The organism is Nonomuraea harbinensis (assembly GCF_019396385.1).
Lineage (GTDB): Bacteria > Actinomycetota > Actinomycetes > Streptosporangiales > Streptosporangiaceae > Nonomuraea > Nonomuraea ferruginea.
The window spans coordinates 17,460-39,410 of sequence record NZ_JAHKRN010000010.1 but is presented as its reverse complement, the minus strand read 5'-3'; the positions used below and the strand labels follow the sequence as shown (position 1 = coordinate 39,410).

The window sequence follows — 21,951 nt, the reverse complement described above, 5'->3', positions numbered from 1 at the left end:
TACTTGTGATCTTGTGACCGTGGCCCCGGATCAGGAACGGTTCCAGCAGGCCGGGGGCCGCACGCGCCGCCAGCTCCAGAACCTCGCCGCGAGCCGCGCCCGGTGGCCAGTCCAGCCCTGTCAGCACGCGCGCCGGCACCGTCACCGCCGGCACCGCGACGGCCGGCGACTTGACAGCGATTTGACAGCGATTTGACAGCGGCCGCCCGCAGGTTGCCGCGAGGCAGCTCCTGCCACTCCTCCTCCGGCTCGGGCACGGCGGCCTCGCCCATGTCACATCCCTCCGTGCGCGCGGGCCCGGGGGTCATGTGGCGTCGCCCGGGGTGGACTGGGTCGCGGCTGTCAGGCGGGCGGCCAAGGAGGTGTGGGTCAGCCAGCCCCCGCGCGTGTAGACCGCCTCGCCGGTGACCTCCCAGCGCTGGACCCGGTAGTACGTGTGCGGTGCCACCAGAGCCACCGCCAGGCATCCCACCGCGAGTGCCGTCGCCGCCACGCCCAGCCACAACGGCCGGTCGGTCAGGAACCAGAACGCCGCGACCGCGCTCCCGCCGATCGGCAGCATGAACAGCAGCCACTGCACCGTCCACCAGGACACCGCCCGGGGATCCGCCTGATTGCGGGGCGGGCGCAGCGCGGTCTCGCGCGCATCGACAACCACGTCCATGGCCGTCAAGGGTGGCACGAGCCCCGCGGACCCGCGCGTCGGCCCGAGGTTTCGCGCGCCATCGACTTTGGTCGCTGTTCGATCGCCATCGGTAGCGCCTAACCTCGTGAGACGTGACCCCGACGAGCGAGCCGCACCAGGAGTACCGATGGGTGCTCCCGTCCGTGCTGCTCGGCGACGGCGGCGCGGGCGGGCCGGTGCGGCGCTCCACCCGCGACTGGATCGTCGACATCGCCATGTTCCTGCTGGCCTGCGGGCTCACTCTGATGACCGCGCTGGAGATCGACGGGCCGACGCCGCTGGTGGCCGCGGAACAGGTGGTGGGCGTGATCTCCTGCCTGTCGGTGTGGCTGCGCCGCCGCTGGCCGGTCGGCCTCGCGCTGGTCACCACCGTGGCCTCGGGCTACTTCGAGATGGTCGGCGGGGCGTCCGTGGTGGCGCTGTTCACGGTGGCGGTGCACCGGCCGTTCAAGATCTCCGGCACGATCGCCGGGCTCGGGCTGCTCGTGATCGTGCCGTTCTACTTCCTCCGCCCGGACGTGGATCTCGGCGGGCCGACGTACGCGATCCTCGCCCTCGCGATCGTGCTGACCACCTTCGCCTGGGGCATCGTCGTCCGGGCCAGGCGCCAGCTCATCTGGTCGCTCAGGCAGCGGGCCGACGGAGCCGCCGAGGAGGCCAAGCGGCTGGAGCGGGAGCGGATCGCCAGGGAGATGCACGACGTGCTCGCGCACCGGCTGTCCATGCTCAGCCTGCACGCGGGCGCGCTGGAGTTCCGGCCCGGCGCGCCCCCCGACGAGGTCGCCAGGGCCGCCGGGGCCATCAGGGCCAGCGCCCACCTCGCGCTGCAGGACCTGCGTGAGGTGATCGGCGTGCTGCGTCACCACGACGCGGACGCGGAGGTCCCCGACCGGCCCCAGCCCACGCTCGCCGACCTGCCCGCGCTGGTGGCGGAGTGCGAGCAGGCGGGCATGGACGTGAGCCTGCGTCTCAAGGCCGGCGAGGTGCCGGAGAAGCCGGGGCGCAACCTCTACCGCATCGTCCAGGAGGCGCTCACCAACGCGCGCAAACACGCGGCGGGCGCACCGGTCACCGTGACCGTGACCGGTGGGCCGGGTGAGGGGGTGTCGGCCGAGGTGCGCAACTGGCTGCCCGTGCGCCACGGCCCCCGCATCCCCGGCGTCCAGATCCCCGGCGCCGGGGCCGGGCTCATCGGCCTGACGGAGCGCGCCGCGCTGGCGGGCGGGCGGCTGGAGCACGGCCCGACCCCCGAGGGTGAGTACGTGGTCCGCGCCTGGCTACCCTGGCCGGCGCGGACATGACGGCGAGGGGCGGGGAAGGCGCTGGTGAAGGGCTGGTGGCAGGACGGATGACGACGCCAGGGGCGCGGCCGGTCAGGGTGCTGATCGTCGACGACGACGCGCTCGTCCGGGCGGGGCTGTCGATGATCCTCGGCGGCGCCGACGACATCGCGATCGTCGGTGAGGCGGGCGACGGCGCCGAGGTGCCGGCGATGGTCGCCCGCCATCGGCCGGACGTGGTGCTGATGGACATCCGGATGCCGGACGTCGACGGGCTGACCGCGACCGAGGCGCTGCGGGCCGCCCAGTCGCCGCCCGAGGTCCTCGTGCTGACTACGTTCCACGCCGACGCGCAGGTGCTGCGGGCGTTGCGCGCGGGCGCGGCCGGGTTCCTGCTCAAGGACATCCCGCCCGTCGAGCTGGTGGCCGCCATCAGGAAGGTGGCGGCGGGGGAGCCGATCCTGTCGCCCGCCGTGACCCGGCAGCTCATCGCCCACGTCTCCAACGGCGGCGCCGGTGGCCGCGCGGACCGGGCCAGGGCCCTGATCGGCCGGCTCAGCGAGCGCGAGCGGGAGGTGGCGCTGGCCGTGGGGCGGGGCAGGTCCAACGCGGAGATCGGGCGCGAGCTGTTCATGAGCGTCCCCACGGTCAAGGCGCACGTCTCGCGCATCCTGACGAAGCTCGAACTGAACAACAGGGTGCAGGTGGCCCTGCTGGTCTACGACGCCAGTCTCTGACGCACGTCCTGGAGTTCCAGGTTTTGCCCGGCCTTTCCTTGCGGGCCGGTCCCGTACGGGAGTGACTCCACGCAGGTACGGGCCACACACGCACCGTCGGAACCGCTCGCCTCGCACGGACGGCGCGAGAGGACGCGCCCGAGTTCCCGAGGAGACGCCTCGCAGGTCGGCGCTGGGGCAGGGGGGTGGAAACGGCCGCGGGACCGAGCGCTTAGCCGGAAAAGGATGCCCGTTACGGACAGGTACCCGGCAGCCGTACCCTTGTCTGAAAGAGCATGTCATGAAGGGACAGTGGGATGAGCTCAGCGGGTGAAGGCCTGTCTCGCCCGCTTCCCGAGCAGGTGCGACTCAACGTCGTCGACCTGGCCGCCCAGGTTCTCGGCTCGATGCCCGCCGCCACCGTCCCGCCGCCGCTGCGCGGCATCGCCAAGTTCGATCCGCGCAAGCGTGCCCGCCTGGGCGGCGCGCCCATCGCCGCCCAGCTGGAGAACGACAAGGACTTCCGCGTGGCCGTCGCGGAGCACGTGACGGCCGGGTGGCCGGAGCTCGTCTCGTCGCTGGCCGAGGGCAACGTCCCGCCCGCCGCCGATCCCGTGCTCGTCGCCGCGGCCGCCTACCTCACCCGCCCGCCGGGGTGGGAGGAGATGATCGAGGCCGCCAGGACCGACCTGGAGAGGAACGCCGCCGCCGCCGAGGGCGCGGAGCGCGAGGAGGTCGTGTCCCGGCTGCGCGAGCAGCTCGCCGCGCAGAAGTCGGCGGCCAAGGAGGAGGTCGACCGGCTGCGCGAGCAGCTCAAGGCCGCCCGGGGGGAGAACTCCGACCTGCGCCGCAAGCTCCACGACGCCCGGGAGCGGGCGAAGGCGGCCGTGCAGCGGGCCGAGGCGATGGAACAGACCGCCCAGGACGCCAGGGCCGCGGCCACGGCCGCCGGCAGCGCCGGTGAGACCGAGCTGCGCCGGCTGCGCGAGCGCCTGGCCGACGTGGAGAAACAGCTCGAAGCCTCGCGCAGGGCCGCCCGCGAGGGGCGCAGCATCGAGGACGCCCGCATACGGGTGCTGCTCGACGCGCTGCAGGACGCCTCCGCCGGGCTGCGCAGGGAGCTGGCGCTGCCCACCACCATCTCCAGGCCCGCCGACTCGGTGGCCGCCGTCGCCGGGGAGACGCCCGGCGTGCGGGGGGTGCCGGCCCGCGCACTGGCCGACGACGATCCGCAGCTGCTCGACCAGCTCCTCGCCCTGCCGCAGGTCCATCTGATCATAGACGGCTACAACGTGACCAAGACCGGTTACGGCACTCTCACGCTGGCCGACCAGCGCAACCGGCTGATGACCGGGCTCGGCGGCCTGGTCGCGCAGACCAGGGTCGAGGTGACCGTGGTGTTCGACGGGGCGGAGCTGAACGCGCCGGTGCAGGTCGTCGCGCCGCGCGGGGTGCGGGTGCTGTTCAGCGCGCCGGGGGAGATCGCCGACGACCTGATCCGCCAGCTGGTACGCGCCGAGCCGCCGGGCCGCGCCATGGCCGTGGTCTCCTCCGACCGCGAGGTGGCCGAATCCGTCCGGCGCATGGGAGCCAGACCCGTTCCGTCTGCTTTGCTGCTGCGCAGGCTCGGCCGCGCCTAGATTACAAATCAGTGTTTAGGTGAGACCTCACCTTCCACTTCTGTACTATTTCGCCCCAGATGTATTCCCCCTGGGAGGCGAGCTGTGAGGTTGGGCCGGGCGCCACTGGCCGCGGGTCTCGTGATCGGGCTGATCACTCTCCCCACGGGAGGAGTGGCCGCCGACCCGCAACCGACGATCAGTCAGGCCAAGGCCAAGCTCGAGAAGCTCAACGACAAGGCCGACAAGGTCGTCGATCGCTACAACACGGCGACGGAGAACTACAAGGCCGCCAAGAAGCGCTACGACAAGCTCAACGCCGGCTACAAGCGGAAGCTCGCCACCGTCGCCGAGCTGCGGCAGCAGGTCGTCACGATGGCCGTCGACGGCTACAAGATGGGCCGCGACCTGACCTCGATGCCGACCATGGTGACCGCCGAGAACCCGGGTGACCTGCTCTACCAGATGGCGCTGACGGAGCGGCTGACCGCCGATCGCGCCGGCAGGCTGGCCGCCTTCGACCGGGAGAACCGCGGGCTCAAGATCGAGCGTGACAAGGCCCAGGGGGCTCTGGGCGAGGCCGACGAGGAGCGCGACAAGGTCAAGAAGGAGCGCTCCGAGATCGAGAAGCTGATCGCCCAGCAGAAGAAGCTGCTCGACCGCCTCGGGGCCTACCGCGTCGGCGACCCGAACAGCACCGGCGTCAAGTACACCGGCCCCGCCTCGGGGAGCGCGGCGGCGGTGCTCAACTTCGCCTACGCCCAGATCGGCAAGCCCTACCAGTTCGGCGGCACCGGCCCCGGCGGCTGGGACTGCTCCGGCCTGACGCAGGCCTCGTGGCGCGCGGCCGGCGTCTCCCTGCCGCGTACGACGTGGCAGCAGTGGGCCTGGGGCGCGAGCCGGAGGGTGTCGCTGGACGCCCTGGAGCCCGGTGACCTCATCTTCAGCGAAGGGCTGGGCCACGTGAGCATCTATGCGGGAAACGGCAAGATCGTGCACGCGCCGCAGACCGGTGACGTGGTCAAGGTCGTCCCGCTCTCCGCGTACGGGCGCCGGCTCGTCGGCGCGGTACGCCCGTGAGCCGCTGAAACCCCTGTGACTGATGTGACAGAAGGGCTCTGACACATCGTCAGGGCGGCAAGTGTGAGTATGGTCACATCTGGGTAACGGGACTGGCTTGCCAGCAGGGATCCGCGGGTCTGACAGCGGGCTTGTCAGATCGTCATGTGCTGACCGTGCCTTTGCCAGCCCATGACTTCAGGCGTAGGTTCTGGCGTCGCGGCGGACACCCCATGCCCGCCGCCGGCCATCGCCGCCGCGCCGCCGGCGCCGCGACGTGGACGAACAAGAATCCGCCGGTCACCGCCACATCTCCGGGAACCTTCACCCGGGTGGTGGCCTGCCGAATCCGTGCAGCCAGGAGGCACGGAGCCGGGGAACCATAGATCCCGTCATTTCAGGGCGGGATCAGGGGTGAATCGGCGCGGCGACGCGCCGTAGGGCGACTTCCAGGCCCGAATCCGTCAGCTAACCCGGTAGGCGTTCGTGGAAGACTCAAGGAGCAATCCTGTCTACCTCCCCTAAGAACCCCCGTCTGTCTCGCCTTGCCGTCAGCGGCGTGGCGCTCAGCATGACCGTGACGGCCGGAGGGCTGGCCCTCCACGTCCCGGCGGCGCAGGCGGACACGGTGATCGCCCCGGCCGGAGCTTCGGTGACGACGGTCGAGGCCGTCAAGACCACTGCTTCCAAGAAGGCGACTTCGAAGAAGGTCCTGTCCAAGAAGCAGGCGAAGGCGGCCCGGCAGAAGGTGAAGGCCCACAAGGCCGTCGCGGTGGCCAAGAAGCAGATCGGTGACCCGTACCGCTACGGGGCCACCGGGCCGCACGCCTTCGACTGCTCAGGTCTCGTCCAGTTCGCCTGGCGGAAGGCCGGGGTGAAGATCCCGCGCGTGACGAACAGCCAGTTCGCGGGCATCAGGAAGAAGGTCTCCTACAAGAACCTGAAGCCGGGTGACCTGATGTTCTTCCGCGGGCTCGGCCACGTGGGCATGTACATCGGCAAGGGCAAGATGGTGCACTCGCCGAGCTCGGGCAAGACGGTGCGCGTCGAGAAGCTGAACGGATGGCGCAAGTCGTCGTTCGCCGGCGCGGTACGCCCCGGTCTGTGACCGATCGCGAAGGCCCCGCCCCTGACTGGGGGCGGGGCCTTCGTGATGCGTGGGACGGGCGTCCCGCCGCTAGCATCGGACAGCATGTCCGGGATCGTGGGCCGTCGAGCGGTGGTGGCGGGGCTGGTCCTCGCCGTGGCCGCGGCCGGCGGGGCGGCGCCGGAGTCGTGGTCCGCCGGGGTGCCCGACGAGCTGGCCGGGGTGCGGGAGCTGTGGCGGGGCGAGCTGGGCGTCGCGCGCGGCGAGCGGGCGCTGGTCGCCGGGCAGCGGGCCGATCCCGGGCTGCTGGCCGATCTGGCGCGGCGGGCCGACGCGGCGGGGCGACGGGTGTCGGGCGTGCTGGGCCGGCCCGTGCGCCCGCTGGTGCTGGTGCCCGCGTCAGGGGAGCAGGCCGCGCGGCTGGCCGGCGTCGCCGACGTGCGCGGGCTGGCGGCGGTGGCGGACGGGCAGCGGGTGATCGTGGTGCCCGAGGGTTTCGCGCGGCTCAACCCGACCGGCAGGGACGTGGTCCTCGCGCATGAGCTCACGCACGTCGCCGCGGGCACCGACGGGCTGCCCGGCTGGCTGTACGAGGGATTCGCCGACTACGTGGCCTATCGGGACGCGGGGCTGGCGGTCACCGTGGCGGCGGCCGAACTGGCGGCCGAGGTGCGGGCGGGGCGGCTGCCGGACGAGCTGCCCGGGGCCGGTGACTTCGGCTCCCGGGGGGACGCGCTGGCGCGTGCGTACCAGGAGGCGTGGCTGGCGTGTCGGTTCCTGGCCGAGAGCGCGGGCGAGGGGACTCTGGTGAGGCTCTACCGTGATGCCCAGAGTGTCGGCACCGACCGGGCACTCGCCGCGCGGGGGCTCACGCTCGGCGGCCTGACCCGGGGGTGGCGCGCGTACGTGCGGGACCAGCTGGGGTGAGAGGACGCGAAGTGGACGACGGCCACGACAGGAACGGCGCCACGGGCGACCAGGCCGGGACCCGATCCGGGACGCCGGGGCCGCAGGACGGTGGGGCGGGTCGGAGGGGGCGGCGGCAGGCTGGGGTGGCCGGGGTCGTGCTGGGGGCCGGGATCCTCGCGGTGGTGGGGCTGACGACGCCGTGGCAGGCGCTGCCGGGGGCGCCGGAGGTGGCCGCCGACCCGGCCGCGGACTTCACCGCCGGGCAGATCGCCCGCGCCCAGGCGTTCGACGCGGCCACCGGCGTGCCCGGCTACCTGTCGCTCGGGCTGACGCTGGTGTTCGCGGGACTGCTCGTCGCCACCCCGCTGGGCGCCAGAATCCTCGGGGTGCTGCGCGGGCCGTGGTGGGTGCGGGTCCTGCTGGGGGTGCTCGTGCTCACGGTCGTCGAGGAGGCGCTGCGCTGGCCGCTCGGCGTCTGGTTCGAGACCGTGCTGCGCGACTACGGCCTCTCCACGCAGGACTGGGCGTCCTGGACGGGCGACCGGCTCAAGAGCATCGCCATCAACACGGCTCTGCTGGGCGTGATGGTCGTGGCGGTGGTGGCGCTGGCCCGGCGGTTCAGGCGCTGGTGGATTCCCGCCGCGGCGGGGGCGTTCGCGCTCACCGTGGCCGCCTCGTTCGTCTACCCGGTGGTGTTCGAGCCGGTGTTCAACGACTTCAGGTCCATGCCGGAAGGCCCGCTGCGGACGAACCTGCTGGCGATGGCCGAGCGCGACGGGGTGCCGGTGGAGGACGTGCTGGTGGCCGACGCCTCCCGCCGCACCACCGCGCTGAACGCCTACGTGTCCGGCTTCGGCGCCACCCGCCGCATCGTGGTCTACGACAACCTGCTCAAGGCCCCGCAGCCCGAGGTCGAGCTGGTGGTAGCGCACGAGCTGGGCCACGCGGGGGAGAACGACGTGCTCTACGGCACGCTCGTCGGCGCGCTGGGCGCGGCGCTCGGCGCGATCCTGCTGTTCCTGGTCTTCGGGCCGGTACGCCGGCGCGCCGGGGTCACGTCGATCGCCGACTGGCGCGCGGCGGGCGCGATCCTGGGGTTGATGACGCTGGCGACGTTCCTGTCCGGCCCCGCGCAGAACTTCGTCAGCCGCCACATCGAGGCCAGGGCCGACGCCCACGCCCTGAACCTGACGCGGGATCCGGTCACGTTCGCCGCGATGCAAAAACGCCTGGCAACAGCCAATATTTCCGACTTGTCGCCCGATGCAGTGGAATATGTGCTCTATGCCTCCCATCCCACGGCACCGGAACGGATCGCGATGGCCCGCTCCTGGGCGAAGCTGAACGGCGTCCCCGGCCCGTGACCCGAGTCGTCTTCGTCACCAACGACTTCCCGCCCCGCCCGGGCGGCATCCAGTCGTTCGTGCACGGCCTGGCCCTGCGCACCCCGGGCGCGGTCGTCTACGCCCCCGCCTGGCGCGGGTGCGCCGAGTTCGACCGCCGTCAGCCGTACCCCGTCGTCCGTCACCCCGGGCGGCTCATGCTGCCCGTCCCGTCCGTCGCCCGTACGGCGGCCGAGCTGGTGGCCGGGCACGGCGCGGACACCGTCGTGTTCGGCGCGGCGGCGCCGCTCGGCCTGCTCGCGCCGCGCCTGCGCGCGGCGGGCGCGCGGCGCGTGGTGATGCTCACCCACGGCCACGAGGCGTCGTGGGCGAGCGCGCCCGGCTTCCGCGCGGTGCTGCGCCGCATCGGCGCGCACGCCGACGTGGTCACCTACCTGGGCGAGTACACGCGCGCGCGGCTGGCCCGCGCCATCCCGCAGGACAAGCTGGTACGGCTCGCGCCCGGCGTCGACACCGGCCTGTTCCACCCGGGGGCGGCCAAGGCGGAGCTGGGGCTGGCGGGCAGGCCGGTGGTCGCGTGCGTGTCCAGGCTGGTGCCGCGCAAGGGCCAGGACCGGCTCATCAGGGCCTGGCCGGAGGTGCTCGGCGCGGTGCCGGACGCCGTGCTGCTCCTGGTCGGCGGCGGGCCGCACCGGCGCGCGCTGGAGAAGCTGGCCGGCGGGCACCCGTCGATCGTCTTCACCGGCACCGTCCCGGCCGCCGACCTGCCCGGCTACTACGCCGCCGCCGACGTCTTCGCCATGCCGTGCCGTACCCGATGGGGCGGGATCGACGTGGAGGGGCTCGGCATCGTGTTCCTGGAGGCGGCCGCGACCGGCCTGCCGGTCGTGGCCGGCCGCTCGGGCGGCGCGCCCGAGGCCGTACGCGACGGCGAGACCGGCCTGGTCGTCGACGGCGCGGACCCGGCCCCCGCGGCCCGCGCCGTCGTCGAGCTGCTGACCCGTCCCGAGCAGGCGCGGAAGATGGGCGAGACCGGCCGCGACTGGGTCGTCGGCGAGTGGTCCTGGGACCGGGTCGCCGCCCGCTTCCACGCCCTGCTCTGATTCATCCCTTCGTCGAGCCGAGCGTCAGCCCGGCCACGAAATGCTTGTGCAGCAGCTGGAACACGATCAGCGTCGGCAGCGCCACCAGCACCGATCCGGCGGCCAGCAGGTTGTAGTCGGTGAAGAACTGGCCGCGCAGGTTGTTCAGCGCCGAGGTGACGGGCAGCTTGTCGCCCGACACCATGAGCACCAGCGCCCACAGGAAGTCGTTGTACATCCAGGTGAACTGCAGCGTGCCCAGCGCCGCCAGCACGGGCCTGCACAGCGGCAACGTCAGCGTCCAGTAGCGGCGCCACAGGCTCGCCCCGTCGACCAGCGCCGCCTCGGAGATCTCCTCGGGAATCGTGCGCATGAAGTTCGCGATGACGAACACGCAGAACCCGAACTGGAACGCCACGTGGATGAGGATCAGCCCCAGGTACGAGTCGTACAGGGACTGCGAGTCCGACAGCCACGCGGGCAGCGGGATCAGCGTGTAGAGCGAGTACAGCGGGGTGATGAGGACCTGCGGCGGCAGCAGGTTGCCCGCGGTGAACACGATGAGCAGCGTCTTGCGGCCGGGGATGCGCGCCCGCGCGATGGCGAACGCCACGAACGAGGCCAGGAACAGCGTCAGCACCAGCGCCGGGATCACGATGATCAGCGTGTTGAGGTAGTAGCGGGGCAGCTCGGCCTGGCTCCACGCCTGCCCGTAGTAGTCGAGCGTGAGCTGCTCGGGCAGCGAGAAGTAGCCCAGGCGGGCGGTCTCGTCGTACGGGCGCAGCGACGCGTACACGGCCAGCAGGAGCGGCATCAGCCAGCCCAGGGCCACCACCGCCAGGAAGGCGTGCAGCAGCCAGCGCAGCGGCCGGGCCCCGCGCCGGGGCGGCGGCGCCGCCTCGCGTTCCGGGCTGGTGCCGACGGGCGCGGTCAGCGTCATCGTTCCTCCCTGAACAGCTGCGACAGGTAGGTGACGATGAACCCGAGCGAGATCACCAGCAGGATCACCGCGATGGCCGAGCCGAACCCGATCCGGCTGGCCTCGCCCACGATGTTCTCGGTGACCAGCACCGACAGCAGTTCGAGCCCGTTCCTGCCCTTGTTGATGGCGTAGACGATGTCGAACGCGCGCAGCGCCTCGATCACCGTGATCACCAGCACGATCACGTTGACCGGCCGCAGCGTCGGGAACACCACCCGGAAGAACGCCTGCCTCTCGTTGGCCCCGTCGATGGCGGCGGCCTCCTTGAGCGCCGGGTCCACCGCCTTCAGCCCGGCCAGATAGATGATCATGACGTAACCGACGTGCCGCCAGGCCGCCGCCACCATGACCACCCAGATGTTGATCGACCGGTCGCCGAGCCAGTCGGCCGACAGCCCGGTGACGGCGTTCAGCACGCCGTAGTCGTGCGAGTAGACGAGCTGGGCGATGAACCCGACCACCGCCAGCGACAGCACGACCGGCATGTACAGGGCGCTCTGGTAGAAGCGCGAGCCGCGCAGCCGCCGGTCCAGCAGCACCGCGCAGAACAGCCCGAACGGGGTCGCGACCAGCCCGAGGAAGACCAGCCAGAGGATGTTGTTGCGGACGGCCGACCAGAACGGCGGATACTCGCCGGCCAGGTCGGAGTAGTTCCGCCCGCCGATCCACTCGATCGGCCCGAAGCCGTTCCAGTCGGTGGCGGACAGGGCGACGGAGGCCAGCGTGGGCCCCCAGATGAGGCCCACGTTGACGATGACGGCCACCCCCACCCCGATGACCAGCACGGTCACGTCACGGGCGGAGTAGCGACGGGTCTTGACGGTCATCAGCGGAAGATGTTGGCCTTCTGCTGTTCGATGCTCGTGAGTAAGGAGTCGATCTCGGCGGGCTTGTCGACGAACGACTGCAGCGACGGGATCATCACCGTGGAGGCGAAGTCCGGCCGCGTGTCACGGTCGAGGAACTGGGCGATGTGCGAGGCCTGCGACACCAGCTCGGCGCCGCGCTTCTGCAGCGCGCTGTAGCCGCTGGTGTCGGCCTTGGAGCTGGCCGCGAGGGTGCCGGGGTCCAGCTCGGTGGCGATGTCCTGCGACGACGCCTGGGCGAGGTGCTTGACGAGCGCCTTGGCCCCGTCGACGTTCTTGGCCTTGGCGGAGACCATGTAGCCGTCGATGGGGGCGTCGATGGAGTCGGTGCCGTGGGTGGGGTTGATCTCCGGGAAGGTGAAGAAGTCCAGGTCGGCCAGGTCCTCCTCGGGGAACTGCTGGGCCACGAACATGCCGAGCAGGTACATGCCGCTCTTCTTCTGCACCAGCGACTGCGCGGCCTCCTGCCAGGTGCGGCCCAGCGACGCCGGCTGGTGATACTCCATCAGCCCCCGCCAGGTGTCGAACACCTGCTTGACCCGCGGGTCCGTCCACGACTCCTTGCCCGCCATGAGCGAGATGTGGAAGTCGTAGCCGTTCATCCGCATGTTGATGATGTCGAACGTGCCCATGGCGGGCCAGCCGTCCTTGTCGGCGAACGCGATCGGGACGAGGTCGTCGCCCTGCATCTTCTTGGCCAGCGCGGTCAGCTCGTCGAGCGTCTTGGGCGGCTCGTAGCCCTTCTCCTCCCACACGCTCTTGCGGTAGAAGACCGCCCACGGGTAGTAGGTGAACGGGATGAAGTACTGCTTGCCGTCGACGCCGGTGGAGGCGTCCCTGAACGCCTGCGTGTAGTCGCCGCCGATCTCCTGCCACACGTCCGAGATGTCGGTGGCCAGGCCCTGCTCGGCGAAGAACTGCATCCGGTAGCCGGCGAACCAGGTGAACACGTCGTCGGGCGTGCCCCTGAGGTAGCGGTTGATGTTCTCCTGGAAGGTGTTGTGGTCGACGGTGTTGATCCGCACGCTCGCCTGGGTGAACTTCTCGATCACGGTGGCGAGCGACTTCTTCGGCACCTCGTCGGAGGCGTTGGATCCCAGGGTGACTGCGCCGAGGTTGCCGGAGGTGCTGCCGGGGCTCGGCTGTTCGGAGCCGCCGCATCCTGCCAGCACGGCGGGCACGCCGAAGGCGGCGGCCGTGCCGAGCAGCAGATTGCGGCGGGAGATCGGCGGACGGTGGTCCATGGTGGTTCCTCCTTGGCCGGACCCTCAGATTCCCCCGAGTTCGATCACCCTTCATCGAAAAGCCAACTTTTCAAACTGTCAACGGACATATGCCAAAAGGCCGCCAGGGCGTCCTGGCGGCCTTCCGGGTGTTCGTGAGTTGCAGGAGTGGCGGTTGTGGGGCTTGATCAGCCCTTCGGGGCGTACAGCGCCTCGATGTCGGCCTCGAAGTCGCGCATCACGACACCCCGCTTGACCTTGAGCGTCGGGGTCAGGTGACCGCTCTCCTCGGTGATGTCCGCGGCCAGCACGGTGAACTTCTTGATCTGCTCGGCCTTGGACACCATGCTGTTGGCCCGGTCGACCGCGCCCTGCACCTCGGCCAGCACGCGCGGGTCGGTGCGCAGCTCCGCGGCCGTGGCGGGGGCGTACGGCTCCAGCGCCTCGGGATCGAGGGTGACGAGCGCGCTGACGAACGGCCGCCCGTCGCCGATCACCATCGCCTGGGAGACGAGCGGGTGCGCGCGCAGCGCGTCCTCCAGCGGGCCGGGGGCGACGTTCTTGCCCGCGGCCGTCACCAGGATCTCCTTCTTTCGCCCGGTGATGCGCAGGTAGCCGTCGTCGTCCAGCTCGCCCACGTCGCCGGTGTGGAACCAGCCCTCGGCGTCGAGGACCTCGCCGGTGGCCCGATCGTCGTTCCAGTAGCCGGTGAAGACGTTGCGTCCCCTGGCCAGGATCTCGCCGTCGTCGGCGACGCGCAGGGTGACGCCGGGCAGCGGCCGGCCCACGGTGCCGATCTTGTTGCCGCCCGGCAGGTTGACCGAGCACGGGGCGGACGTCTCGGTCAGGCCGTAGCCCTCGAACACCTCGATGCCGACGCCGCGGAAGAAGTGGCCCAGCCGGTCGCCCAGCGCCGACCCGCCCGACACCGCCGCCGACAGCCGGCCGCCCGTGGCCTCGCGGAGCTTGGCGTACACCAGCTTGTCGAAGACGGCGTGCTGGAGCCGCAGCCCGAGCCCGGCGCCGCCGCCGGCGCGGGCCTTGCTCCAGGCGACCGCCACGTCGACGGCGCGGGCGAAGATCTTGCCCTTGCCGCCCGCGATGGCCTTCTGCTCGGCGGCGTTGTAGACCTTCTCGAACACGCGCGGCACGCCCAGCAGGAACGTCGGCCGGAACTCCTGGAGGTCGGGCGCGACGTTCTTCATGTTGGGGGTGTGCGCCATGACCGCGCCCGCCTCCAGCAGCACGACCTGGATCATCCGCGCGAAGATGTGCGCCAGCGGCAGGAACAGCAGCGCGGCGGGAGCGCCGGTGAACAGCGGCCGCAGCGGCCCGCGCAGCACGTTCAGCGCGGTGAACAGCAGGTTGTCGTGGGTGATGAGGCAGCCTTTGGGCCTGCCCGTGGTGCCGGAGGTGTAGACGATCGTCGCCAGGTCGGACCCGCTCACCCGGGACCTGAGCTCCTCCAGGGCGGCGTCGTCCACGTCGCCGGGGGCGAGCGAGCCGTCCAGCGCGGCCTCCACCCGCCAGACGTCCTTCAGCCCGGGCGCCGCCTCGCGCACCGTGCGCTCGTGCGTGTCGAGCTCGGTGAAGGCGGCCTTGGCCCCGCTGTCGGAGATGATCCACCTGACCTGTTCGGCCGAGGAGGTCTCGTAGATCGGCACGGTGACCGCGCCGATCGTCCAGAGCGCGTAGTCGACGAGCGTCCACTCGTAGCGGGTGCGCGACATCAGCGCCACCCGGTCGCCGTGCCCGACCCCCGCCGCGGTGAGCCCCTTGGCCAGGGCGGCCACCTGGTCGCGGAACTCTCCCGCGGTGACCTCGGGCCAGCCGTCGCCGGTCTTGCGTGCCATGATCACCCGGTCGGGCTCGTCCCGGCCCCGTTGGAACACGGTGTCGGCAAGCGAGGCAGAGGCGGGGACATCCACCAGTACGGGGACGCTGTACTCGCGCACGGATCAACTCCTCCGGGTGCACGCTTCGGGTCGACCCGGACGTTACCGCGATATGTTACCTAGCGGTAGGTTTCGTCATCCAGGCGTTATGTGGAACGAATCATCACGCTAGCAGGCGTAACTCGTAGGATTTCCCGCATGAGGGTCCATGTGGTCAGTGACGTACACGGCAGGGCCGACGCGCTGGCGACCGCGGGAGACGGCGCCGACGCGCTGATCTGTCTCGGTGATCTCATCCTGTTCATCGACTACGACGACCACGGCCAGGGCATCTTCGCCGACCTGTTCGGCGCCGAACGGGCCGGGGAGTTCATCGCCCTGCGCACCGCCAAGCGCTTCGACGAGGCCAGGGCGATGTCGGCCGAGCTGTGGGCGAGCCTCGACGGCGACCCCCGCGACCACATCGAGCGCCACGTGCGCGCCCAGTACGCCGAGCTGTTCGCCGCCATGCCCGCGCCGGCCTACCTGACCTACGGCAACGTGGACGTGCCCCGCCTGGGCGGCGACTACCTCAGGCCCGGCCACCGGGTGCTCGACGGGGAGACGGTGGAGATCGGCGGGCTGCGCTTCGGCTTCGTCGGCGGCGGGCTCAAGACCGACTACCGCACCCCCAACGAGATCAGCGACGAGGAGTTCGCCGCCAAGGTGGAGGCGGTCGGAGAGGTGGACGTGCTGTGCTGCCACATCCCGCCCGCCGTGCCCGAGCTGCTCTACGACGTGGTGGCCCGGCGCTTCGAGCGGGGCAGCGAGGCCACGCTGGAGCTGATCAGGCGCACCCAGCCGCGTTACGCCCTGTTCGGGCACGTCCACCAGCCGCTCCACCGCCGCACCCGCATCGGCCGCACCGAGTGCGTCAACGTCGGCCACTTCAGGGGCAGGGGCGTGCCGTACGTCCTCGAGTGGTGACCCGGGCCGCTCCGCCGCTGAGGCGGGTTTCTGCACTACTTTGGTCCCATGGCTGATCGCACCAGTTCGAGTATCACCGTCGACGCCGACCGCGCCCGCGTGATGGCGGTCATCGCGGACCTTCCCTCGTACCCCGAATGGGCAGGTCAGGTCAAGAGCGCCGAGGTCCTCAGCAGCGGCCCCGACGGCAGGCCGGAGACCGTGCGGTTCGTGCTCGACGCCGGCGTGATCAGCGACACCTACACCCTCGCCTACACCTGGAACGGCGACGAGAGCGTCACCTGGCAGGTGTCCGAGCCCGGCAAGATGGTCTCCGAGCTCGACGGGCGTTACCTCCTGGCGGACACGGGCAAGGGAGTCGAGGTGACGTACGAGCTCGCCGTCGGCCTCGCCGTCCCCATGATCGGCATGATCAAGCGGAAGGCGGAGAAGGTGATCGTCGACACGGCGCTCAAGGGTCTCAAGAAGCGTGTCGAAGGTCGTTGAGGTGACTCCGCGCGTTCTGCTCTTCACCGGCAAGGGCGGCGTCGGCAAGACCACCGCCGCGGCCGCCACCGCCACCCTCGCGGCCCGGCGCGGGCTCAAGACGCTCATCGTCTCCACCGACACCGCCCACTCCCTGGCCGACGCGCTCGACGCCGAGCCCGGCGAGATCGCCCCCGGCCTCCACCTGCACCAGGTCGACACCCAGCGCACGCTCGAACGCCACTGGGGAGAGCTGCGGGAGTACGCCCGCGGCGTGCTCGTCGAGCTGGGCCTCGACGAGATCACCTCCGAGGAGATCACCGTCCTGCCCGGCGCCGAGGAGATCATCGCCCTGCTGGAGCTGCGCGAGCACGCCCGCGAGGGCCGCTGGGACGTCATCGTCGTCGACTGCGCGCCCACCGCCGAGACGCTGCGCCTGCTCGCCCTGCCCGAGGCGCTCGACTGGCACGTCAACCGCCTGCTGCCGGTCGGCCGCAGGCTCATGCGGCTGGCCGCCCCGCTGGTGCGCGGCGTGGCCAGGGTCAGCACGCCGGGCGAGGAGGTGATGAGCGCCGGCGAGCGCTTCCACCGCGGGCTGCTGGAGGTGCGGGAGCTGCTCACCGGCGACCACGCCTCCGTGCGCCTCGTGCTCACGCCGGAGGCCGTGGTGCTCGCCGAGGCCAGGCGCACGCTCACCTCGCTCAACCTGTACGGGTACCGCGTCGACGCGGTCATCGCCAATCGGATCTTCCCCGGCGAGGACGCCGACGAGTGGCGCGCCCGCTGGGTGGCCGCCCAGTCGCGGCTGCTGGCCGAGGCGGAGGAGTCGTTCGCGCCGCTGCCCGTGCACACCGTGCCCTACCTGCCCGCCGAGCCCGTCGGCCGGCACGCGCTCGCGGCCGTCGGCGAGGCGCTGTACGGCGAGTGCGACCCGTTCGCGCCGCCCTCGGTGGAGCCCCCGCTGCGGCTGTCGGCCGACGAGCTCACCCTGGCCCTGCCCGGGGCCGAACGGGGCGAGGTCGACCTGGCGCGCAAGGGCGACGAACTGATCATCACCGCGGGCCCGTACCGGCGCATCCTGGCCTTGCCCATGGCGCTGGCGCGAAGGAAGATCAGTGGGGCCGTGCTCCGCGACGGCCTGCTCCGGGTACGGTTCACCTCGGAGGCGGAAACCGACGAAGCGCACGGCCGGGACGGCACGTGAGCGAAGAGGGCGGACGCCGTACCGACCGGGAGGGTCCCATGACCGAGAACACTCGCAACACAGAGAACGACAGAGATCCCATCGGCGCCGTCGCCGAGGAGGCGCGCAAGCTCTTCGACAGCTTGCAGGGCCGCGCCACCCGGCATGTCGGGAAGTCCGTCTTCCACTCGTTCACCGGTGGCGGCGGACGATCCGAGAAGGACGTGTGGAGCGAGGCCGTCGCCGAGCCCGACGACGAGTACATCTGCCGCGCCTGCCCGGTCTGCCGGGCCATCGCGGCGCAGCGCGAGTCGGGCGCCGGCCGCGCCCCCGAGGGCACCGCCGACGTCGCCACCCACCTCGTGGCGGCCGGCGGCGAGCTGTTCGCGGCCTTCCGCGGCGCGCTCGACGTGCTCGGCAGCCGCCCCGAGCCGCGTCAGCGGGACGACAGGGGGCGCGACGACCGCGACAATGTGGAACACATAGACCTGGACTAGCTGAGGGGATGCGTCATGCTCACGATCGGTGTGGACATCGGCGGCACCAAGGTGGCAGCGGGCGTGGTGGACGACGACGGCGTGATCGTCGAGCAGACCCTCAGGCCCACCGACGCCGAACACCCCGATCTGGTCGCCGAGACCGTCGCCGCCTGCGTCCGCGAGCTGGGCGCCGGGCGGGAGATCGAGGCGGTGGGCATCGGCGCGGCCGGGTTCGTCGACGAGTCCCGCTCGGTCGTGCGCTTCGCGCCCAACCTGGCCTGGCGGGAGGAGCCGCTGCAGAAGCGGATCAGCGGCCTGGTCGGGCTGCCCGTCGTGGTGGAGAACGACGCCAACGCCATGGCCTGGGGAGAGTTCAGGTACGGCGCGGGGCGCGGCCAGTCGCACATCGTCTGCCTGACCATCGGCACCGGCATCGGCGGCGGCATCGTCCTCGACGGCGCCCTCTACCGCGGCCGCTGGGGGATGGGCGCCGAGCTGGGCCACACGCAGATGGTGCCCGGCGGGCGGCTGTGCGGCTGCGGCCTGCACGGCTGCTGGGAGCAGTACGCGAGCGGCAACGCGCTGGTCGTCGAGGCCAGGGAGATCGCCGCCGCGCACCCGGAACGGGCCGAGATCCTGCTCGGGCTGGCCGGCGGCAAGATCGACGGCGAGGAGGTGACCGAGGCGGCGCGCCAGGGCGACGACGCCTCGCTGTCCGCCTTCGCGGTCCTCGCCGACGGGCTCGGCCAGGGCATGGCCGATCTGGCCGCCGTGCTCGACCCCGGCTGCTTCATCCTCGGCGGCGGCGTGTCCAGGGCGGCCGACCTGTTCGTCGACCGCGCCAGGAAGGCCTTCGAGGAACGGCTGACCGGCAGGGGCCACCGGCCGGTGGCCGAGGTGCGGCTGGCCGAACTCGGTCCCTCCGCCGGCCTGGTGGGCGCGGCCGACCTGGCCCGCCGGCGCTGAGCCGGTTGACCACCCTCAGGATCGGCACGTACAACCTGCGCGGCCTGCGGGACGACGTGCCCGCGCTGGTCCGCGTGATCAGCGTGATGGGCGCCGACCTGGTCTGCCTGCAGGAGGCTCCCCGGCTGGCCGGCTGGCGGGCCCGCTGCCGCGCGCTGGCGGCCCGTTGCGGCCTGCGCCTGGTCGCGGGCCAGGGCGTGGCCGGGGTGGCGGTGCTGGCCGCCCCCTGGGTGCGGCCGGTGCACGCGGAGAGCCGCCTGCTGCGGGTCTTCCTCGGCCTGGAGCCGCGCGGGCTGGCCATGGCCGTCGTGCGGGCGGGCCCGGCGCTCCTGGCCGTCGGCTCGGTCCACCTCGACCTCGACGGCCGGGCCAGGCTCCACCACGCCGCCGAGGCGGTGGCCCGCCTGCGCCGGATGGCGGCACCGTACGGCGCGCCCGTCGTGCTGGGCGGGGACGTGAACGAGAGCCCGCACCAGCCCGCCTGGCGCTACCTCGCCGGGCAACTGACCGACTGCTACGCCGCCGCGCCCCGGGGCGACGGGCTGACCTTCAGCTCCAGGCGGCCCCTGCACCGCATCGACGGGCTGTTCGCCGCGCCCGGGATCCAGGTGGTGTCCTGCGGCGGCGTGGACGCCTCCGGCGCCGATCTGGCCGGTGCCACCGACCATCTGCCCGTCGTCGCCGAGGTCCGACTTGGAGAGTGAAGGGTGATCGGCGTCGCGCAACCCGTAGCATTTCCCTCATGACCCGTCGCTCTCGGCGGCGTGCGCTCACCATGATCCTGGCGGCCGTCCTGGCCGTACCCGGCCTCCCGACCGCCGCGCATGCCGATCCACGTCCACGCCCCGCCGCCAACGACGCGTGGCAGCGGACCACGAGCGTGCAGCTGCCGGTCGACGGGTCGCTCTCCGACGTGCTCGCGCTGTCGCCCGGCGACGTGTGGGCCGTCGGCCAGCAGCAGATCTGGGACGTGTGGAAGAACCGCGGCACCATCCGCCACTGGAACGGCGAGCGGTGGAGCGAGATCGGCATCCGCGACGCCACCGGCGCCGGCAACCTGCGGTCGGTCTCGGCGGCCAAGACGGGCGAGGTGTGGGCGGTCGGCGACGGCCACGACGGGGTGCCCTACATCGCCCACGGCAACGTCGGCGGCTTCGACCGGATCAGGCCCCAGGGGCTGCGCAGCGGCGACTGGCTCGGCGGCGTCGAGGCGGGCGCCGACCGGGTCGTGGGCGTCGGCAGCCGCGGCAAGCACGCGCTCGTCGTCACCCGCGAAGACGGCGACTGGCTCGTCCGCGAGACCGGCGAGAAGGGCGCTCTCTACGCCGTCGACGGTGACTTCGCCGTCGGCGACACCGGCACCGGGCCGCTGATCATGAAGCGGTCGGGCAGCTCGTGGAAGCGGGTGAAGACGCCGGCCATCGCCGGCGGCTACCTGCGCGACGTGCACACCGACAGCGCCAAGCGGGCGCTCGCCGTCGGCGGCGTCTACCACGGCCCCGGCGAGGTCGAGCCGCTCGCGCTCTCGTGGAACGGCAAGCAGTGGCGGCGCCTGCCCGTCCCGACCGGCGCGGCCAGGCTCTACGGGGTGACCGGCGACGGCAAGGGCCACTACTGGATCTCCGGCTACGACCCCGGCCACGCCGCCGAGGCCTACATGCTGCGCTGCGGCAGGCGTTCCTGCGACGTCGTGCGGGGCAAGGCGGCCGACGGCAGGAGCAGCGTCCGCCTGCAGGCCGTCACCTACCTGGCGGGCAGCCAGGCGGTGTGGGCGGTCGGCCACGCCGTCGACGCCCAGGAGCGCTACACCGACGTGGTGGAGTCCTTCGGGCCGCGCGATCCGAAGAAGTCCTAGAGACGGGCCCCTACAGACGGGCGCCGTCGTCCCACCCGGAGTCGCCGCTGGGACCGTCGCCCATGCGCACCACCAGCGCCACGAACCCGCCGATGAACGCCGCCACCGCGGTGAACAGCGCCCAGCCCTCCATGTGCCAGTCGGCGATCGCGGCGATCAGGAGGTAGGCCGGGCCGCCGAACAGCGCCACCCAGGCGAGCTTGGCCGGCAGGTCGAGCTTCGGCAGCGGGGGAGGAGGCGGCGGCACGTAGTGGTCGTCGTCCTCGTGGGGCTTATCGTCATCATCGTCGTCGTCGGCGCCGTGCTCGTCGTCCTCGGCGAACTCCTCCGGCGGCCTGACCACCCGCCGCCCGGGCTCGACCGGGACGTTCTCGCTGTCCGGCCAGGGCTGATCGGCCGAGTCGCGCTCGGCGGTGTCGTTGAAGGACGCGACGATCTGCCGCCAGACCTCGTCCTCGTCACTCTGGGGCGTCACCTAGATGGGCCTCTCCACAGCGATCGCGACTTCCCCCTGGGTGCGATCAGTCCCTCTGCAAGGGTACCGAGGCATGGGTTCGGATGAAGTCGAGGCTCCCGGCAAAGATCCTGTCGGCATCGTTGTCCAGCGTCGCAACATGGTAACTATCGGCCAGCTCCTCGATCGTGGCCTGCGGGACCTTCTCACGGATGATGGCCACGGAGGCGGGTTTCACCACATGGTCGTCGGTGCTGTGGTAGACGAGCACCGGCTGCGTCAGCTTGTCCAGGTCGGCCTGTACCAGCGACCAGAGCTCGGGCAGCGACGCCGCCGCCTTCACCGGCGTGCGGCTGTAGCCCAGCTCGGTGACCCCCGGCTTCTTCACGTCGTTGGCCACGCCGGGCACCGACGGGACGAACCACTTGAGCAGCGGCGCCAGCTTCATCAGCCACACGTCGTTGGTGATCGACGGGTTGACCACCACCACGCCGCGCACGCCGTCGCCGTGCATCTCGGCCAGCCGCAGCGCCAGGCAGCCGCCCAGCGACAGCCCCGCGGTGAACACCTCGGCGCAGCGGCCCTGGAGGTCCTCGAACGCCTTCTCCACCTCGGCGTACCAGTCCTCCCAGCGGGTGCGGTTCATCTCCTGCCAGGTGGTGCCGTGACCGGGCTGCCGCGGCAGCGACACGGTGAGCCCGTGCGCGGCCAGATACTCGGCCCACGGGCGCAGCGACTGCGGCGTGCCGGTGAAGCCGTGGCACAGCAGCACGCCGATCGGACCTGCTCGGTGGTGATAGGGCTCGGCGCCTGGCATGAGCGGCATAACAGCTCCTC

22 protein-coding genes and 1 riboswitch are annotated in these 21,951 nt (G+C 71.8%); of the genes, 15 read left to right on the top strand and 7 right to left on the bottom strand.

Going from position 1 to position 21,951, the window contains the following annotated elements:
- Positions 1-304 precede the first annotated feature (304 nt).
- Entirely contained in the window at positions 305-664 is a 360-nt protein-coding gene (locus tag KME79_RS13075) for a PH domain-containing protein (RefSeq protein WP_219544663.1), read from the bottom strand.
- 113 nt (positions 665-777) lie between these two features.
- Between KME79_RS13075 and KME79_RS13070 the strand changes: the two genes are divergently transcribed.
- From KME79_RS13070 to KME79_RS13035, 8 genes are all read left to right on the top strand, one after another.
- Positions 778-1,986 carry a sensor histidine kinase gene (locus KME79_RS13070; RefSeq protein ID WP_308248895.1) on the top strand — a complete coding sequence of 403 codons (1,209 nt, stop codon included), beginning with the start codon at positions 778-780 and terminating at the stop codon, positions 1,984-1,986.
- Between the two features lie 47 nt (positions 1,987-2,033).
- Positions 2,034-2,702, top strand: a complete 669-nt coding sequence (locus tag KME79_RS13065; protein ID WP_219544662.1) for a response regulator — start codon at positions 2,034-2,036, stop codon at positions 2,700-2,702.
- A 296-nt stretch (positions 2,703-2,998) separates the two neighbouring features.
- Positions 2,999-4,321 (top strand): NYN domain-containing protein, encoded by a 1,323-nt coding sequence (locus tag KME79_RS13060; protein WP_219544661.1) that lies wholly within the window; start codon positions 2,999-3,001, stop codon positions 4,319-4,321.
- An 84-nt stretch (positions 4,322-4,405) separates the two neighbouring features.
- Positions 4,406-5,380 carry a C40 family peptidase gene (locus tag KME79_RS13055; protein ID WP_308248894.1) on the top strand — a complete coding sequence of 325 codons (975 nt, stop codon included), beginning with the start codon at positions 4,406-4,408 and terminating at the stop codon, positions 5,378-5,380.
- Positions 5,381-5,690: 310 nt separating this feature from the next.
- A riboswitch (cyclic di-AMP (ydaO/yuaA leader) is annotated at positions 5,691-5,857 on the top strand.
- A 61-nt stretch (positions 5,858-5,918) separates the two neighbouring features.
- On the top strand, positions 5,919-6,467 hold the full coding sequence (locus KME79_RS13050; RefSeq protein WP_261808682.1) for a C40 family peptidase: 549 nt from the start codon (positions 5,919-5,921) through the stop codon (positions 6,465-6,467).
- A gap of 84 nt (positions 6,468-6,551) precedes the next feature.
- Positions 6,552-7,373 (top strand): hypothetical protein, encoded by an 822-nt coding sequence (locus KME79_RS13045; RefSeq protein WP_219544660.1) that lies wholly within the window; start codon positions 6,552-6,554, stop codon positions 7,371-7,373.
- A complete protein-coding gene (locus KME79_RS13040; protein ID WP_308248893.1) occupies positions 7,370-8,719 on the top strand; it encodes a M48 family metallopeptidase in 1,350 nt (449 codons plus the stop codon). The genes KME79_RS13045 and KME79_RS13040 overlap by 4 nt, the downstream gene beginning before the upstream one ends.
- Complete coding sequence (locus tag KME79_RS13035; protein WP_219544659.1) at positions 8,716-9,801, top strand: glycosyltransferase family 4 protein; 1,086 nt, start codon at positions 8,716-8,718, stop codon at positions 9,799-9,801. Before KME79_RS13040 ends, KME79_RS13035 begins: the two co-directional genes overlap by 4 nt.
- A gap of 1 nt (position 9,802) precedes the next feature.
- On the opposite strand, the gene KME79_RS13030 is transcribed toward KME79_RS13035, so the two are convergent.
- The 4 genes from KME79_RS13030 to KME79_RS13015 all read right to left on the bottom strand — a co-directional run bounded on the left by KME79_RS13030 (position 9,803) and on the right by KME79_RS13015 (position 14,806).
- A complete protein-coding gene (locus tag KME79_RS13030) occupies positions 9,803-10,720 on the bottom strand; it encodes a carbohydrate ABC transporter permease (protein ID WP_148032789.1) in 918 nt (305 codons plus the stop codon).
- Positions 10,717-11,589: a carbohydrate ABC transporter permease gene (locus tag KME79_RS13025; protein WP_219544658.1), complete on the bottom strand. Its 873-nt coding sequence runs from the start codon at positions 11,587-11,589 to the stop codon at positions 10,717-10,719. The genes KME79_RS13030 and KME79_RS13025 overlap by 4 nt, the downstream gene beginning before the upstream one ends.
- On the bottom strand, positions 11,589-12,872 hold the full coding sequence (locus KME79_RS13020) for an ABC transporter substrate-binding protein (RefSeq protein ID WP_219544657.1): 1,284 nt from the start codon (positions 12,870-12,872) through the stop codon (positions 11,589-11,591). The genes KME79_RS13025 and KME79_RS13020 overlap by 1 nt, the downstream gene beginning before the upstream one ends.
- A gap of 167 nt (positions 12,873-13,039) precedes the next feature.
- Positions 13,040-14,806 carry an AMP-dependent synthetase/ligase gene (locus KME79_RS13015; RefSeq protein WP_219544656.1) on the bottom strand — a complete coding sequence of 589 codons (1,767 nt, stop codon included), beginning with the start codon at positions 14,804-14,806 and terminating at the stop codon, positions 13,040-13,042.
- A gap of 138 nt (positions 14,807-14,944) precedes the next feature.
- On the opposite strand from KME79_RS13015, the gene KME79_RS13010 reads away from it, so the two are divergent.
- From KME79_RS13010 to KME79_RS12980, 7 genes are read left to right on the top strand one after another with little or no spacing between them, the layout of a single operon-like run.
- Positions 14,945-15,712: a metallophosphoesterase family protein gene (locus KME79_RS13010; protein ID WP_219544655.1), complete on the top strand. Its 768-nt coding sequence runs from the start codon at positions 14,945-14,947 to the stop codon at positions 15,710-15,712.
- 48 nt (positions 15,713-15,760) lie between these two features.
- Positions 15,761-16,198 (top strand): SRPBCC family protein, encoded by a 438-nt coding sequence (locus KME79_RS13005; protein WP_148032784.1) that lies wholly within the window; start codon positions 15,761-15,763, stop codon positions 16,196-16,198.
- A gap of 1 nt (position 16,199) precedes the next feature.
- Positions 16,200-17,381: an ArsA family ATPase gene (locus tag KME79_RS13000; RefSeq protein ID WP_219544654.1), complete on the top strand. Its 1,182-nt coding sequence runs from the start codon at positions 16,200-16,202 to the stop codon at positions 17,379-17,381.
- 38 nt (positions 17,382-17,419) lie between these two features.
- On the top strand, positions 17,420-17,857 hold the full coding sequence (locus KME79_RS12995) for a hypothetical protein (RefSeq protein ID WP_148032782.1): 438 nt from the start codon (positions 17,420-17,422) through the stop codon (positions 17,855-17,857).
- 15 nt (positions 17,858-17,872) lie between these two features.
- Positions 17,873-18,805 carry an ROK family glucokinase gene (locus tag KME79_RS12990; protein WP_148032781.1) on the top strand — a complete coding sequence of 311 codons (933 nt, stop codon included), beginning with the start codon at positions 17,873-17,875 and terminating at the stop codon, positions 18,803-18,805.
- 5 nt (positions 18,806-18,810) lie between these two features.
- A complete protein-coding gene (locus KME79_RS12985; RefSeq protein ID WP_219544653.1) occupies positions 18,811-19,509 on the top strand; it encodes an endonuclease/exonuclease/phosphatase family protein in 699 nt (232 codons plus the stop codon).
- A 38-nt stretch (positions 19,510-19,547) separates the two neighbouring features.
- Positions 19,548-20,660: a ligand-binding sensor domain-containing protein gene (locus tag KME79_RS12980; protein WP_246639774.1), complete on the top strand. Its 1,113-nt coding sequence runs from the start codon at positions 19,548-19,550 to the stop codon at positions 20,658-20,660.
- 10 nt (positions 20,661-20,670) lie between these two features.
- On the opposite strand, the gene KME79_RS12975 is transcribed toward KME79_RS12980, so the two are convergent.
- Together KME79_RS12975 and KME79_RS12970 are read right to left on the bottom strand one after the other, a co-directional pair.
- A complete protein-coding gene (locus KME79_RS12975; protein ID WP_219544652.1) occupies positions 20,671-21,135 on the bottom strand; it encodes a hypothetical protein in 465 nt (154 codons plus the stop codon).
- 46 nt (positions 21,136-21,181) lie between these two features.
- Positions 21,182-21,940 (bottom strand): alpha/beta hydrolase, encoded by a 759-nt coding sequence (locus KME79_RS12970; protein ID WP_219544651.1) that lies wholly within the window; start codon positions 21,938-21,940, stop codon positions 21,182-21,184.
- Positions 21,941-21,951 lie beyond the last annotated feature (11 nt).